The organism is Duganella fentianensis (genome assembly GCF_964031615.1).
Taxonomy (GTDB): domain Bacteria; phylum Pseudomonadota; class Gammaproteobacteria; order Burkholderiales; family Burkholderiaceae_D; genus Rugamonas; species Rugamonas fentianensis_A.
Genome location: NZ_CAXIQN010000022.1, coordinates 405,714 through 419,016 on the forward strand (window position 1 = coordinate 405,714; position 13,303 = coordinate 419,016).

At 58.6% G+C, this 13,303-nt stretch carries 12 protein-coding genes; 10 read left to right on the plus strand and 2 right to left on the minus strand.

Annotated elements, in window-relative coordinates; all coding sequences use genetic code 11:
- The first annotated feature begins 1 nt into the window (after position 1).
- From infB to ABNT42_RS18885, 5 genes are all read left to right on the plus strand, one after another.
- Entirely contained in the window at positions 2-2,851 is a 2,850-nt protein-coding gene (gene infB / locus ABNT42_RS18865; RefSeq protein ID WP_348699562.1) for a translation initiation factor IF-2, read from the plus strand.
- Positions 2,852-2,925: 74 nt separating this feature from the next.
- Complete coding sequence (gene rbfA, locus ABNT42_RS18870) at positions 2,926-3,339, plus strand: 30S ribosome-binding factor RbfA (RefSeq protein ID WP_155434505.1); 414 nt, start codon at positions 2,926-2,928, stop codon at positions 3,337-3,339.
- Positions 3,340-3,350: 11 nt separating this feature from the next.
- Positions 3,351-4,271 (plus strand): tRNA pseudouridine(55) synthase TruB, encoded by a 921-nt coding sequence (gene truB / locus ABNT42_RS18875; protein ID WP_348699564.1) that lies wholly within the window; start codon positions 3,351-3,353, stop codon positions 4,269-4,271.
- Positions 4,272-4,437: 166 nt separating this feature from the next.
- Positions 4,438-6,273, plus strand: coding sequence for a translational GTPase TypA (typA, locus tag ABNT42_RS18880; protein WP_155434507.1), 1,836 nt, complete (start codon positions 4,438-4,440; stop codon positions 6,271-6,273).
- A 119-nt stretch (positions 6,274-6,392) separates the two neighbouring features.
- Positions 6,393-6,842, plus strand: coding sequence for a hypothetical protein (locus ABNT42_RS18885; protein ID WP_348699567.1), 450 nt, complete (start codon positions 6,393-6,395; stop codon positions 6,840-6,842).
- Here the strand turns inward: ABNT42_RS18885 and ABNT42_RS18890 are convergent.
- A complete protein-coding gene (locus ABNT42_RS18890) occupies positions 6,808-8,433 on the minus strand; it encodes a family 43 glycosylhydrolase (RefSeq protein ID WP_348699569.1) in 1,626 nt (541 codons plus the stop codon). The two genes, ABNT42_RS18885 and ABNT42_RS18890, sit on opposite strands and share 35 nt — an antisense overlap.
- Positions 8,434-8,601: 168 nt before the next feature.
- On the opposite strand from ABNT42_RS18890, the gene dusA reads away from it, so the two are divergent.
- The 5 genes from dusA (at position 8,602) to ABNT42_RS18915 (ending at position 13,130) form a co-directional block, all read left to right on the plus strand.
- Positions 8,602-9,627, plus strand: coding sequence for a tRNA dihydrouridine(20/20a) synthase DusA (dusA, locus tag ABNT42_RS18895; protein WP_348699571.1), 1,026 nt, complete (start codon positions 8,602-8,604; stop codon positions 9,625-9,627).
- A 336-nt stretch (positions 9,628-9,963) separates the two neighbouring features.
- On the plus strand, positions 9,964-11,715 hold the full coding sequence (locus tag ABNT42_RS18900; RefSeq protein ID WP_348699572.1) for a methyl-accepting chemotaxis protein: 1,752 nt from the start codon (positions 9,964-9,966) through the stop codon (positions 11,713-11,715).
- 109 nt (positions 11,716-11,824) lie between these two features.
- A complete protein-coding gene (locus ABNT42_RS18905) occupies positions 11,825-12,163 on the plus strand; it encodes an energy transducer TonB (protein ID WP_348699574.1) in 339 nt (112 codons plus the stop codon).
- A 65-nt stretch (positions 12,164-12,228) separates the two neighbouring features.
- Entirely contained in the window at positions 12,229-12,576 is a 348-nt protein-coding gene (locus tag ABNT42_RS18910) for an energy transducer TonB (protein ID WP_348699575.1), read from the plus strand.
- Positions 12,577-12,713: 137 nt separating this feature from the next.
- Complete coding sequence (locus ABNT42_RS18915) at positions 12,714-13,130, plus strand: hypothetical protein (RefSeq protein ID WP_348699576.1); 417 nt, start codon at positions 12,714-12,716, stop codon at positions 13,128-13,130.
- 18 nt (positions 13,131-13,148) lie between these two features.
- Here the strand turns inward: ABNT42_RS18915 and ABNT42_RS18920 are convergent, their stop codons facing one another.
- Entirely contained in the window at positions 13,149-13,274 is a 126-nt protein-coding gene (locus tag ABNT42_RS18920; RefSeq protein WP_348699578.1) for a hypothetical protein, read from the minus strand.
- Between the last annotated feature and the right edge of the window lie 29 nt (positions 13,275-13,303).

The window sequence follows — 13,303 nt, forward strand, 5'->3', positions numbered from 1 at the left end:
AATGGCGAGTAACAACGTAGCCCAATTTGCCACCGAACTGAAGATGCCTGCAGATTTGCTGCTGACGCAGCTGCGTTCTGCCGGCGTCGAAAAAAGTTCGACGTCAGATCCATTGTCGAAAGATGATAAGGATAAGCTGCTGGAACACCTGCGCCGTACCCACGGCGCCTCCGGTGAAACGGAGAAGAAGAAAATCACGCTGACGCGCAAAGAGACCACCGAAATCAAGCAGGCCGATGCCAATGGCAAGGCCCGCACGATTCAGGTCGCCGTCAAGAAAGTGCGTACCTTCGTGCAGCGCGACGAACCTGCAACCACCGCGCCGGCAGCGCCTGCCGCACCGGTGATCGACGCCGCCGAAGTGGCCCGTCGCGAAGAAGAAGCACGCAAACAGGCGGAACTGATCGCCCGTCAGGAAGCGGAACTGCGCGAGAAGCAGGAGCGTCTGGCCAAGCTGGAATCGGAAAAAGCAGCGCAGGCGAAAGCCACTGCCGAAGCTGAAGCCAAGGCCAAGAAAGACGCTGAAGCGGAAGCCAAGAAAGCGGCTGCGCAAGCTGCTGCTGCCCCGGTCGTAAACGATGCGGCCGAGCAGGAGAAGAAAAAAGCGGCTGCTGAAGAAGCCCGCAAGAAAGCCGAACAGGCTGCCAAGGAAGCCGCTGAAAAAGCCGATGCGACCGAACGCGCCCGTAAAGCTGTGGCTGATGAAGTGGCCCAGATCAAAGCCATGATGAACGCGCCACGTCGCGCCATCAAAGCGCCTGAGCCTGCACCTGCCCCAGTCAAGCCGAAAGCACCGGAAGGTACGTTGCACAAGCCGGCGACCACGCCAGCCGCTGCGGCCAAGCCGGGTGACAAGCCAGCTGATAAGAAAGCTGGCGGCAACGACAAGAAATCCATCAAGTCGGCCAATGTGGCTTCGACCTGGAACGACGACGCGCGCAAGCGTGGCGCGCCAGGTGGCGGCAAAGGCCGTGGTGCCGGTGCCGGCGCTGCCAGCACGGGCCGTGATGGCTGGCGTGGTGGCAAAGGCGGTGGCCGTCGCAACGCTCATGCGGAAGAACGCGAAAGCAACTTCCAGGCACCGACCGAAGCCGTCGTCAAAGACGTGTACGTTCCGGAAACCATCACCGTGGCCGAACTGGCGCACAAGATGTCCGTAAAAGCCTCGGAAGTGATCAAGCAGCTCATGAAGCTGGGTCAGATGTGCACCATTAACCAGGTGCTGGACCAGGAAACCGCCATGATTCTGGTGGAAGATATGGGCCACAAAGCCTTTGCTGCCGAGATCGACGATCCGGAAGCACTGCTGGCGGATCAAGGCGAGCACGCCCACTTCGAGGCCGTGCCACGTGCACCAGTCGTCACCGTGATGGGTCACGTTGACCACGGTAAGACCTCGCTGCTGGACTACATCCGTCGCGCCAAAGTGGCCTCGGGTGAAGCTGGTGGTATTACCCAGCACATCGGCGCATACCACGTGGAAACCCCGCGCGGCATCATCACCTTCCTCGATACCCCGGGTCACGAAGCGTTTACCGCGATGCGTGCCCGTGGTGCCAAGGCCACCGACATCGTGATTCTGGTGGTCGCAGCCGACGACGGCGTGATGCCACAGACCAAGGAAGCGATTTCGCACGCCAAGGCTGCCGGTGTACCGCTGGTGGTAGCGATCAATAAGATCGATAAACCGGGTGGCAACGTGGATCGCGTGACGCAGGAACTGGTGGCCGAACAGGTGGTGCCGGAAGAATACGGTGGTGATTCGCCATTCGTGCCAGTCTCCGCAAAAACCGGCGCTGGTATCGACGCACTGCTGGAACAGGTACTGCTGCAGGCCGAAGTGCTGGAACTGAAAGCACCGGTCGAAGCGCCAGCCCGTGGTCTGGTGGTCGAAGGTCGTCTGGATAAAGGTAAGGGTCCGGTTGCCACCATACTGGTGCAGTCGGGTACGCTGAAACGCGGCGACGTGATTCTGGCTGGCTCCTCGTATGGCCGTGTGCGCGCCATGCTGGATGAAAACGGCAAGCCGATCACCGAAGCCGGTCCTTCGATCCCGGTCGAGATTCAAGGTCTGACGGAAGTGCCGCAAGCCGGTGAAGAAGTCATGGTCATGGCGGACGAGCGTAAAGCCCGTGAGATCGGTCTGTTCCGTCAAGGTAAGTTCCGCGACGTGAAACTGGCCAAGCAGCAAGCTGCGAAACTGGAAAACATGTTCGACCAGATGGCCGAAGGCGAAGTGAAGAACCTGCCGATGATCATCAAGACCGACGTGCAGGGTTCGCAGGAAGCGCTGGTTGGCTCGCTGCAGAAACTGTCGACCTCGGAAGTGCGCGTTCAAGTGGTGCACGCTGCAGTCGGCGGCATTACCGAATCGGACGTCAATCTGGCCGTGGCATCGAAAGCCATCATCATCGGCTTCAATGCCCGTGCCGATGCACAGGCACGCAAGCTGGCCGAATCGAACGGCGTGGATATTCGCTACTACAACATCATCTACGATGCGATTGAAGAAGTGAAAGCCGCTATGTCGGGCATGCTGGCTCCGGAAAAACGCGAAACCGTTACCGGTCAGGTGGAAGTACGTCAGGTCATCATGGTGTCCAAAGTGGGCGCGATTGCCGGCTGTCTGGTTACCGACGGTGTCGTCAAGCGTACTTCGTCGGTCCGTCTGCTGCGCAACAACATCGTGGTGTGGAGCGGCGAGATCGACTCGCTCAAACGCTTCAAGGACGATGCCAAAGAAGTTCGCGCCGGTCTGGAGTGCGGCCTGTCGCTGAAGAACTACAACGACATTCAAGTGGGTGACTCGCTGGAAGTGTTCGAAGTTCAGGAAATCGCTCGTACGCTGTAATCCGCGCACTGGGCAGTACTGGTAAAGTGGACGGGGGCAAACGCTCCCGTCCACTTGCCGTTTATGGAATCATCATGGCAAAACATAGCAAAACCATCCCACAGCGCGGTCAGCGCGTGGCCGACCAGATCCAGCGCGATCTGTCGGAAATCATCGCTTTCGAACTGAAAGATCCCCGCATCGGCATGGTCACGCTGACCGAAGTGCAGCTGACGCCTGATTACGCGCACGCCAAAATTTTCTTCACCCTGCTCAAAGACAGCAAAGAACAGGTGAAACAGACGCTGGACGGTCTGACCGCTGCGGCCGGTTTCATGCGCAATCAGCTGGGCAAGCGTCTGCACATCCACACGCTGCCAGCGCTGCACTTTGTGCACGATATGTCCACCTCGCGCGGCATGGAACTGTCGGCCCTGATCGATCAGGCCAACAGCACCCGTTCGCTCGATGATGAAGGCGATGGCGCCGATAAAGCTGCTAGCGAGTAAGCCGCGCCGCAATGAAACCTATGTCTCCCAAGAAGGTCCGCGATCTGGTGGACGGCGTGCTGCTGCTCGATAAACCGGTAGGTTTTTCCAGTAACGACGCGCTGATCAAAGCCAAACGCATCCTGAATGCCAAGAAGGCCGGCCACACCGGCACGCTCGATCCGTTTGCGACGGGCCTGCTGCCGCTGTGCTTTGGCGAAGCCACCAAGTTCTCGCAAGACTTGCTGGAAGCCGACAAGACTTATGAAACCACCGTCCATCTGGGCGTGACTACCGATACGGGTGATACCGAAGGTGCGGTGATCGATACCCGTCCCGTCGCGGTGACGCTGGAGCAGATCGAAGCCGTGCTGGCACAGTTCCGCGGCCCTATCGCTCAGGTGCCGCCCATGCATTCGGCGCTCAAGCGCGACGGCAAGCCGCTGTACGAATACGCGCGTGCCGGTATTACGCTGGAACGCGAAGCGCGCCATGTGGTGATTCACGAACTCAAGCTGGTATCGTATGAAGCGCCGTTCCTGAAGCTGGTAGTCACTTGCAGCAAGGGCACGTATATCCGCGTGCTGGGGCAGGACATCGGTGCTGCACTGGGCACGGGCGCGCACTTGCAGGCCTTGCGCCGTACGCAGGTGGGTGCACTGACTACGGCCGGCATGCTGACGCTGGAAACGCTGGGCGCGCACGCCGCGCCGCTGTCACTACTGGCGCCCGTCGATGCGCTGCTATCGAGCTTCCCTGCCGTACAGCTGACGCCGGAGCTGGCCAAGCGCTTCCTCAACGGCCAGCGTCTGGCACTGGGCAAAGAGCAGATTGCTTTACCGGCCGAGCAGGGCAGGGTGCGTGTGTATCTCGATGCCAAGCTGCTGGGCACTGCCCAGCTCGGTGAATACCAGATTCTTGCACCGGAGCGCCTGATCGCTTTTACCCAATAAACCCGGGGCTCGCCCCGTGTAATACAGCCAATTCGGCAACTCTTTGAAAATATTCAGGATTCTGCAAAGAGTTGCACCGCACCATGCTATACTACGCGGTTCCAGAAATTGGCACCTCCCGTACATCCTGTACGAACTCGCAGTTTTTCAGCAAATATAAACGACTATGTCCAATACTAAACGCGCAATTCGCAATATCGCCATCATCGCTCACGTTGACCACGGCAAGACTACTCTTGTTGACCAACTGCTGCGTCAGTCTGGCACCTTCCGTGAAAACCAGGCAGTTGATACCCGAGTCATGGACTCGAACGACCTCGAAAAAGAGCGTGGCATTACGATTCTGTCGAAGAACTGCGCGGTCGAGTACGAAGGCACCCACATTAACATCGTTGACACCCCAGGCCACGCCGACTTCGGCGGCGAAGTAGAGCGCGTACTGTCGATGGTGGACTCCGTGCTGCTGCTGGTGGACGCACAGGAAGGCCCGATGCCACAGACCCGTTTCGTGACCCGCAAAGCGCTGGCACTGGGCCTGAAACCTATCGTGGTCGTGAACAAGATCGACCGTCCGGGCGCACGCGCTGACTGGGCGATCAACCAGACTTTCGAACTGTTCGACAAGCTGGGCGCGACCGACGAGCAACTGGACTTCCCTATCGTCTACGCATCGGGTCTGAACGGCTACGCCGGTCTGGACGAATCGGTACGCGGCGGCGACATGAAGCCACTGTTCGAAGCCATCCTGAAATATGTACCAGTACGTGACGACAATCCAGACGGCCCGCTGCAGATGCAGATCACCTCGCTGGACTACTCGTCCTACGTGGGTAAAATCGGTATCGGCCGTATCAACCGTGGTCGCGTCAAGCCAGGTATGGACGTGGTATTCCTGAACGGCCCTGACGACACCCCGACCAAAGGCCGTATCAATCAGGTACTGAACTTCAAAGGTCTGGAGCGCGTGCTGGTTGACGAAGCTATGGCTGGCGACATCGTGCTGATCAACGGTATCGAAGAAATCGGCATCGGTTCGACCGTGTGCGCGGTCGACACCCCAGAAGCGCTGCCTATGCTGACCGTGGACGAGCCTACCCTGACCATGAACTTCATGGTTAACACCTCGCCGCTGGCTGGCCGCGAAGGTAAATTCGTCACCTCGCGTCAACTGCGTGACCGTCTGGACAAAGAACTGAAATCCAACGTGGCACTGCGCGTGCTGCCAACCGACGACGACACCGTGTTCGAAGTCTCGGGTCGCGGCGAGCTGCACCTGACCATTCTGCTGGAAAACATGCGTCGTGAAGGCTTCGAGCTGGCCGTTTCGCGTCCACGCGTGGTGTTCAAGATGGTTGATGGCGTCCGTGAAGAACCGTACGAAATGCTGTCGGTCGACGTAGAAGAAGCCAACCAGGGCGGCGTGATGGAAGAACTGGGCCGTCGTCGTGGCGACCTGCAGAACATGGAATCGGATGGCAAAGGCCGTGTACGTCTGGAATACCGTATTCCAGCCCGTGGTCTGATCGGCTTCCAGGGCGAATTCATGACCCTGACCCGCGGTACCGGTCTGATGTCGCACGTGTTCGATGCCTACGCTCCAGTCGACACCAGCAAAGGTGAACTGGCTGGCCGTCGCAATGGCGTGCTGATCTCGCAAGACGATGGCACCGCTGTGGCCTACGCTCTGTGGAAACTGCAGGATCGCGGCCGTATGTTCGTCGAGCACAACACCCCTGTGTACGAAGGCATGATCATCGGTATCCACTCGCGTGATAACGATCTGGTGGTGAACCCGATCAAAGGCAAACAGCTGACCAACGTGCGCGCTTCCGGCACCGACGAAGCTGTGCGTCTGGTTCCACCGATCCAGATGTCGCTGGAATACGCTGTTGAATTCATCGAAGACGACGAACTGGTAGAAATCACGCCGAAATCGATCCGTCTGCGTAAGCGTTACCTGAAAGAGCACGAGCGTAAAAAAGCGTCGCGCGAAGGCCAGTAATCGCAACAGTAAGATGCAGCAAAGCCGCCTACGGGCGGCTTTTTTCATGGTGCGAAAGTGCTTGACCATGAACAGTACTTCAAGGTTTAGCATAGGCGCACTATCTGAAAGGAGACTGTATGCTGAACCTTGCCCAATACCGCGCCATCGTGCGTGCCAGCGCTTATTACGATCTGATCGTGACGGCGGCCTTTGCCACACCCTGGAGTTTTGCACTGGCCCACACCCAGCTTAGCCGCCTCAATCAGTGGCTGGGCGGTACGGCCTTGCCTGAATTCACGCCGTTCCACTTACTGTTTGCCTGCCTGATGGGCAGCGTGGTGCTGGTGTGGTCGCTATTGCGTCTGCTGCATCCGCAGTCCCACCATGGCCGCTACGATGGTAGCGCACGTCTGCTGTTCAGCACGTGGATGCTGTGGACGCTGCAGGCCACGGGCGCGCCGCTGCTGTGGCTGTTTATTGTGCCGGAACTGGCATGGGGCGTGGCGCAGTGGCTGCCGTACCAGCGTGATACGCAGCAGACGGGTGCGGTGCTTATGCCGCTGGCGCCGGCAGGGCGCGGTACCTGAAGTCGCTGAGCCGCACGCTGCCCGCACCGGCGCAGTAAATGCCCAGCTTGAGGCTGATGAAACCGCCGAATACATTGTGGTGCAGGCCGGAGACTTCCATGCGCAGGCCGTGTAGCTGCCAGCTCTGGCCATCATCGTAGGAATAGTGGAAGGTCACCACGTGTTCGAGATTGCTGACACGGATGCGCACTTTGCGCGCGCTAGCGGGCTGGCGCATCCAGCCCTGTTCTTCGGCATATTCGTAAGTTTTGATCAGTTCGGGTGTGAAGCCGACGCCGACGAAAGCTTTGTGGTTGTAGAACAGCAGCAGCCCAGCCTCCGCCGCGCCTTCCAGTTCGAGACTGATTTCCGCCTCGTAGGACCGGTCGCCGACACCGCAGGTGAGCGGGGTGCTATCGGCCGGCGTCTGGCCGCGTGCGCGCAGACGCAATGCCTGTGGCAGATACTGTACGCGCTGCATCTCGTCCGGCGCCGGATCGTGGAAGCTCCATTGCACGCCGAAGCGGTTACGCGAGAAGTCGTCCGAGAGGGCAAAGCCGGCCATGCCTGCAGCGGCCATCGCCTTGCTGGCGGCGCGCGGCTTGGGCAGCGGGCGCGACAAGTCGCCACCGAGGGCGCGGAACCAGCCATCTGCGGTCCACTCTATCGGCTCCAGCAAGGTCTGGCGGCCCAGCGTGCGGTAGCCGTTTTCGTAGCCGTGGTACACCATCCACCAGTCGCCGGCCGGGCCTTCCACCAGCGTGGCATGTCCGCGCGACCACCACGGTTCGGCGGCGCTGCTGCTGCGTACTAGCGGATTATGCGGGCAGTGCTGCCACGGGCCGTGGATGGAACGGGCGCGCGCCGCTATCACCATGTGGCCCGTGGCCGGACCGGCCGTACCGCCCACTGCCGTAATCAGATAGAACCAGTCGCCACGGCGCAGCAGTTTCGGCCCTTCCGGGGCAAAGTTCTCCACCACCCAGTCAGCCGGATAGCGCCATGGCTGATAGGCTGCTTCCAGTGCACCCTCGGCACGCAGGCCGTCATCGCTCAGGCGGATTTTGCGGATGCCATTCACGAACAGATAGCGTTTGCCATCTTCGCCGACGATGTGACCGGGGTCGATGCAATCGCGGATGCCTGTGTCGATCGGCGCGCTCCACGGCCCGGCGATATGTTCGGCATGGATCACATAGATGCGCCAGCCCTGATTGTCGGGATTCGCGGGAATGTAGATAAAGTAGCGGCCCTGATGCTTGCACAGATCGAGCGCCCAGATGGTGCCCAGCGGCTGATGCAGCGCCGGACCCACCGGCACCCAGTTCACCAGATCGGTGGAATGCCAGAGGATGATGCCCGGGTAGGAGAAGAACGACGAGAACGTCATGTAGTAGTCGTTGCCATCCTTGAGGATGGTGGGATCGGGATGGTCGCCCGCGAGAATGGGGTTGCGATAGGTGCCATCGCCCAGATCGGCCTTGCGCTGACCTTCGTGGCTGGTGCCCCAGCGCATAGGCTGGCCGGAGGCTAGCGCTGGCACAGTGGCGCCGAGCGCGGCGGCGCCCGTCATCAGGGTTTTCAGGGCATGGCGGCGCGGGTTGGGGTTCATGGCGGAAGCACGATAGATGGGATGCAGCGATACTGCTCCGTCCCGTCGCCGCCGGCAATTCCGAAATCCGCCAAACCGGCCAGCTTTTTTGCGCAAGCGGGCGCGGGCGGTATTCCCACTGTATTCGGGCTATAATGTCGACCCCCTAGCATATTTGCCTTCCATGTCATGAGCACTACCACTCCACCGACCTCCGCTTCCGCCCCTGTGCAGGCTAGCCGCCGTCTGTCGGTGGCGCCCATGATGGACTGGACCGACCGCCATTGCCGCGTGTTCCACCGCGAGATCAGCCAGCACACCTGGCTGTACACGGAAATGGTGACCACGGGTGCGCTGGTGTATGGCGATGTAGAACGCCACCTGCGCTTCAACGAAGCCGAGCATCCCGTGGCGCTGCAACTGGGTGGTAGCGATCCGGCCGATCTGGCCACCAGTGCCAAGCTGGGCCAGCAGTGGGGCTACGATGAAATCAACCTCAATTGCGGTTGCCCGTCCGAGCGCGTTCAGAAGGGCGCTTTCGGCGCCTGCCTGATGCTGGAGCCGCAACTGGTGGCCGATTGCGTGAAAGCCATGCGCGATGCTGTCACTATCGATGTGACAGTCAAGCACCGTATCGGCATCGACAAGGAAGAAAGCTACGACTTCGTGCGCGATTTCGTTGGCACGATTGCCGAAGCAGGCTGCAATACTTTCATCGTACACGCCCGTAACGCGGTGCTGAAAGGCTTGTCGCCGAAAGAGAATCGCGAGATTCCGCCGCTGCGCTACGAGGTGGCCTATCAGCTCAAGCGCGACTTCCCGCAACTGGAAATCCTGATTAACGGCGGCATTAAGACGGAAGCGGAAATCGACCTGCATCTGCAGCATGTGGACGGCGTGATGCTGGGCCGCGAGGCGTATCACAACCCGTTTGTGATGGCCAATTTCGATCAGCGTTATTACGGTGACACACGGGCGCCGAAAACCCGCGAGCAGGTGATCGAAGCGATGATCCCGTATATCCAGTCGCAACTGGATCTGTACGGCCAGTATGGCCTGAAACTCAATTCCCTGACGCGTCATATGCTGGGCCTGATGCAAGGTCTGCCCGGTGCCCGGGGCTTCCGCCAGACCCTGTCGGATGCCAAAAAACTGGCGCTGGGCGACCCTGCGCTGCTGCGTGAAGCAGCGGCCTGCCTGCGTCAGCCGGCCTGATTTTCCCTCAAAACAGCAAACAATCCACGGGACTGTTGGTATTTCCGCGCAGAAAGTTCGTTTGAGCATTTCTGCGGCAGGTTTTGCTTGCTTTGAGGAAAAATTTGCATCTATAATTCCCAAATATTCACACATATCCACGCTGCGCGATTGTGTGGGATGCGGTTCAAAAGCGACAAGCCAGACCAGTTCGGATCGCATTTTTTGCATTCGCAGTCATTGTTTGCTACTGTCATAGATATTACTTAGCAGCAAGGGCCAGCGAGAAAGTGTCGTGTACAAAACGGGACGATCTCCGGCACTCATATCAACTTTGTCACTTACGAAGAAGACGAAATGAATTTAGCAAAAATGAAAGTCGGAACGCGCCTGGGTCTTGGTTTTGCGCTGGTCCTATTATTCCTCGTGGCAGTGACTGCCGTCGGTATTCTGCGTATGAGCCAGATCCAGCAACGTCTGGATCACGTCATTTCGGTGAACAACGTGGTGTCGCGTCTGGTGGTTGATATGCGTAACAACGTGGGCGACCGTATCACTTCGCTGCGTATCCTGACCCTGATGACCGATGCTGGCGATATGGAGCCGGAAATGAATCGCATCAAGGAACTGGCTTCCAAGTACGCCGATGCCCAGACCAAGCTGAGCTCGCAATTCGCGCTGGAAGCAACGGCCGAAGAGAAAGCCCTGCTGGCCACGGTGAAAGAGCAGGAAGCTATCGCCATGCCAGCCATCGCCAAAGCGTCCGAATTGTGGCTGGCTAACAAAGCCGAAGAAGCTACCAAAGTGCTGATCAAGGAAATCCGTCCGGCCCAGAAAAAATGGATGTCCGCGCTGGAGCAACTGGCTGCGCTGGAAGACAAGATGAACGAGCAGGTGAAGGATGATGCCGCAGCCGGCTTCTCCAGCGCCCGTAACTTCATGATCATTATGGGTCTGCTGGCTGTTGCTATCTCGATGGTGGCTGCTTATGTCATCACCCGCGGCCTGCTGAAACAGCTGGGCGGCGAACCGGATTACACCGCCTCGATCGCCGGCGCTATCGCCAACGGCGACCTGTCGATCAGCATCAACACCGAAGGTCAGGATCAGGACAGCCTGCTGGCCGAAATGAAAGAAATGCGCAACAGCCTGGTAGACATTGTTGGTCAGGTGCGTTCGGGTACGGAAACTATTGGCACCGCTTCGCGTGAAATTGCTGCCGGTAACATCGACCTGTCGTCGCGTACTGAAATGCAGGCTAGCTCGCTGGAGAAAACCGCTTCGGCCATGGAAGAACTGACTTCGACCGTGAAACAGAATGCCGACAACGCCCGTGAAGCTAACCAGCTGGCATCGGCTGCTTCGGATGTGGCACTGCGCGGCGGTAAAGTGGTGTCGGAAGTGGTAGATACCATGAGCTCGATCGACGCTTCGGCCAAGAAGATTGTGGACATCATCGGTGTGATCGATGGCATCGCCTTCCAGACCAACATTCTGGCGCTGAACGCTGCAGTGGAAGCTGCCCGTGCCGGAGAACAGGGTCGCGGCTTCGCCGTGGTGGCATCGGAAGTACGTAATCTGGCCCAGCGTTCCGCTGGCGCTGCCAAAGAAATCAAGATGCTGATCGACGACTCGGTAGAAAAAGTCGGCGCAGGTACCAAGCTGGTAGGTCAGGCTGGTGTGACGATGGATGAAGTGGTGTCCTCGGTACGTCGCGTGACCGACATCATGAGCGAAATCGCCAACGCCAGCCAGGAACAGAGCGCAGGTATCGAACAGGTTAACCACTCGATCATCGAGATGGATGCCATGACCCAGCAGAATGCTGCACTGGTAGAAGAAGCTGCCGCTGCCGCCCAGAGTCTGCAGGATCAGGCTAACGAACTGGCCCGCGTTGTCAGCATCTTCAAGCTGACCGAAAACGACGAGCGCAGCGTAGCAGCTTACCAGCCAGCGGCTGCGGCCAAGCCGGTTGCCAAACCCGTTGCTGCGCCGCGCGCTCCAGTGAAGAAACTGGCTGCTGCACCGGCCGCTGCACCAGCTGCCAAAGCCAAGAAAGCTGCACCGGCACCGAGCGCTGCTGGTAACGATGAGTGGGAAGAGTTTTAATTTGCAGTAAAACTTTGCCGCAGTCTGCCGCCACGCTCTTGTGTGGCACGTAGGTCCGCTGTGGGATTCGATAAATCAGTTGTTAATAATAATTAGCTTGGAACGCATGATGAATAAGTTTTCGACCAGTGTTTTTGCCGCCTTCATTCTGTCGGCTGCTACCACCGCTTTTGCTGCTGAAGTTCCTGCATCGCTCGATGCAAAAAACTGCAAAGCTGAATACCCAAAAGCTTCGCTGCTGAACGAAGAGCAAGGCGATGTAACGATGTCTTTCCTGGTGGCTGCTGACGGCACTGTGGTGGAATCGAAAGTAGAAAAATCGAGCGGTTTTAAAAACCTGGACAAGGCTGCAGTCAAAGCCTTGAGCGCATGCAAGTTCAAGCCTGGCACCAAGGATGGCGCAGTCGCCCAAACCTGGACCAAGGTTGACTATAGCTGGAAGCTGTAAGACTACCTCGCCGGCCATGACGCCATGGCCGGTGTGCCGGATACTAAATACTGGGGGGAAATCAGATGTTGACGAAGAAGCGTTGGTTGAGTGTGGTTGCAGCAGTGCTCGTTTCGAGCGCACCAGCAGTTTTTGCTGCCGAAGTTCCCGCATCGTTCGATGCCAAGAACTGCAAAGCGGAATACCCGAAAGCGTCGCTGATGAACGAGGAACAGGGCACGGTATCGATGTCCTTCCTGGTCAAGGCCGACGGCACGGTTGCCGACTCTAAAGTCGACAAGAGCAGCGGTTTCAAGAATCTGGACAAGGCCGCTATCAAAGCCCTGAGCGCCTGCAAGTTCAAGCCGGGTACCAAGGACGGCGCACCGGCCGAAACCTGGACCAAGGTGGACTACGCCTGGAAGCTGGACTGATTTTCCCGTCCCGATAGAAAGAGGAACCGCTAGCGGTTCCTTTTTTTTCATCTGTAACAGCGGGTGTAACAAGCTGTAATGCCTGTGCCGGCAAGGGCTGGTTCGTTTTATAGTTGCTCCATTAGAGGAGAAGCGCCATGAACAAAAACCTGATCGTCGCCGTGCTGGCAGTGGCCACCCTGAGTGGTTGCGCCACCCATCAGCCTAACTATTATTCGACCACCACGCGTGTGCAAGACCCTTACCAGTGGCACACGGTGTCGGTAATGCCATCCGACCGTGCTGTCGCTAGCGGCCCGAACACCGTCTATACGACGGAAGATCTGCCGGCTACCAGCAGCCGTGTCAGCTATACCAGCGAACCTGCCTACACCACCTACACCACCACTTATGTGACGCCAGCGCCCGTATATTATGCGCCTGCACCGGTGTATTACGCGCCGGCACCAGCGTACTACTACCCGCCTGTCAGTATCGGACTGGACTTTTCGTTCGGCCGCTGGTGCTGTGGTGGCCATTATCACGGCCGTGGCTGGGGTGGTCGCCGTCGCTGATAGCAGCGTCGCCGCAGGCTAGCGTAGCTGATAGAGGGCAGTGTTCTGCTGATTCAGCATGCTGCCGGAGCAGAGTTCATAGGTGGCAGCGCAAGCCAGACCCAGCAACAGCGCGCCCGTAGCGATATGTAAGGTGCGTACCATAGCAAACTCCCGCGTATGTTTGAACTTGT

Bases quoted from the DNA above. Each gene is read 5' to 3' on its own strand.
- infB (WP_348699562.1), top strand. From the start codon at position 2: ATGGCGAGTAACAACGTAGCCCAATTTGCCACCGAACTGAAGATGCCT.
- rbfA (WP_155434505.1), top strand. From the start codon at position 2,926: ATGGCAAAACATAGCAAAACCATCCCACAGCGCGGTCAGCGCGTGGCC.
- truB (WP_348699564.1), top strand. From the start codon at position 3,351: ATGAAACCTATGTCTCCCAAGAAGGTCCGCGATCTGGTGGACGGCGTG.
- typA (WP_155434507.1), top strand. From the start codon at position 4,438: ATGTCCAATACTAAACGCGCAATTCGCAATATCGCCATCATCGCTCAC.
- ABNT42_RS18885 (WP_348699567.1), top strand. From the start codon at position 6,393: ATGCTGAACCTTGCCCAATACCGCGCCATCGTGCGTGCCAGCGCTTAT.
- ABNT42_RS18890 (WP_348699569.1), bottom strand. From the start codon at position 8,433: ATGAACCCCAACCCGCGCCGCCATGCCCTGAAAACCCTGATGACGGGC.
- dusA (WP_348699571.1), top strand. From the start codon at position 8,602: ATGAGCACTACCACTCCACCGACCTCCGCTTCCGCCCCTGTGCAGGCT.
- ABNT42_RS18900 (WP_348699572.1), top strand. From the start codon at position 9,964: ATGAATTTAGCAAAAATGAAAGTCGGAACGCGCCTGGGTCTTGGTTTT.
- ABNT42_RS18905 (WP_348699574.1), top strand. From the start codon at position 11,825: ATGAATAAGTTTTCGACCAGTGTTTTTGCCGCCTTCATTCTGTCGGCT.
- ABNT42_RS18910 (WP_348699575.1), top strand. From the start codon at position 12,229: ATGTTGACGAAGAAGCGTTGGTTGAGTGTGGTTGCAGCAGTGCTCGTT.
- ABNT42_RS18915 (WP_348699576.1), top strand. From the start codon at position 12,714: ATGAACAAAAACCTGATCGTCGCCGTGCTGGCAGTGGCCACCCTGAGT.
- ABNT42_RS18920 (WP_348699578.1), bottom strand. From the start codon at position 13,274: ATGGTACGCACCTTACATATCGCTACGGGCGCGCTGTTGCTGGGTCTG.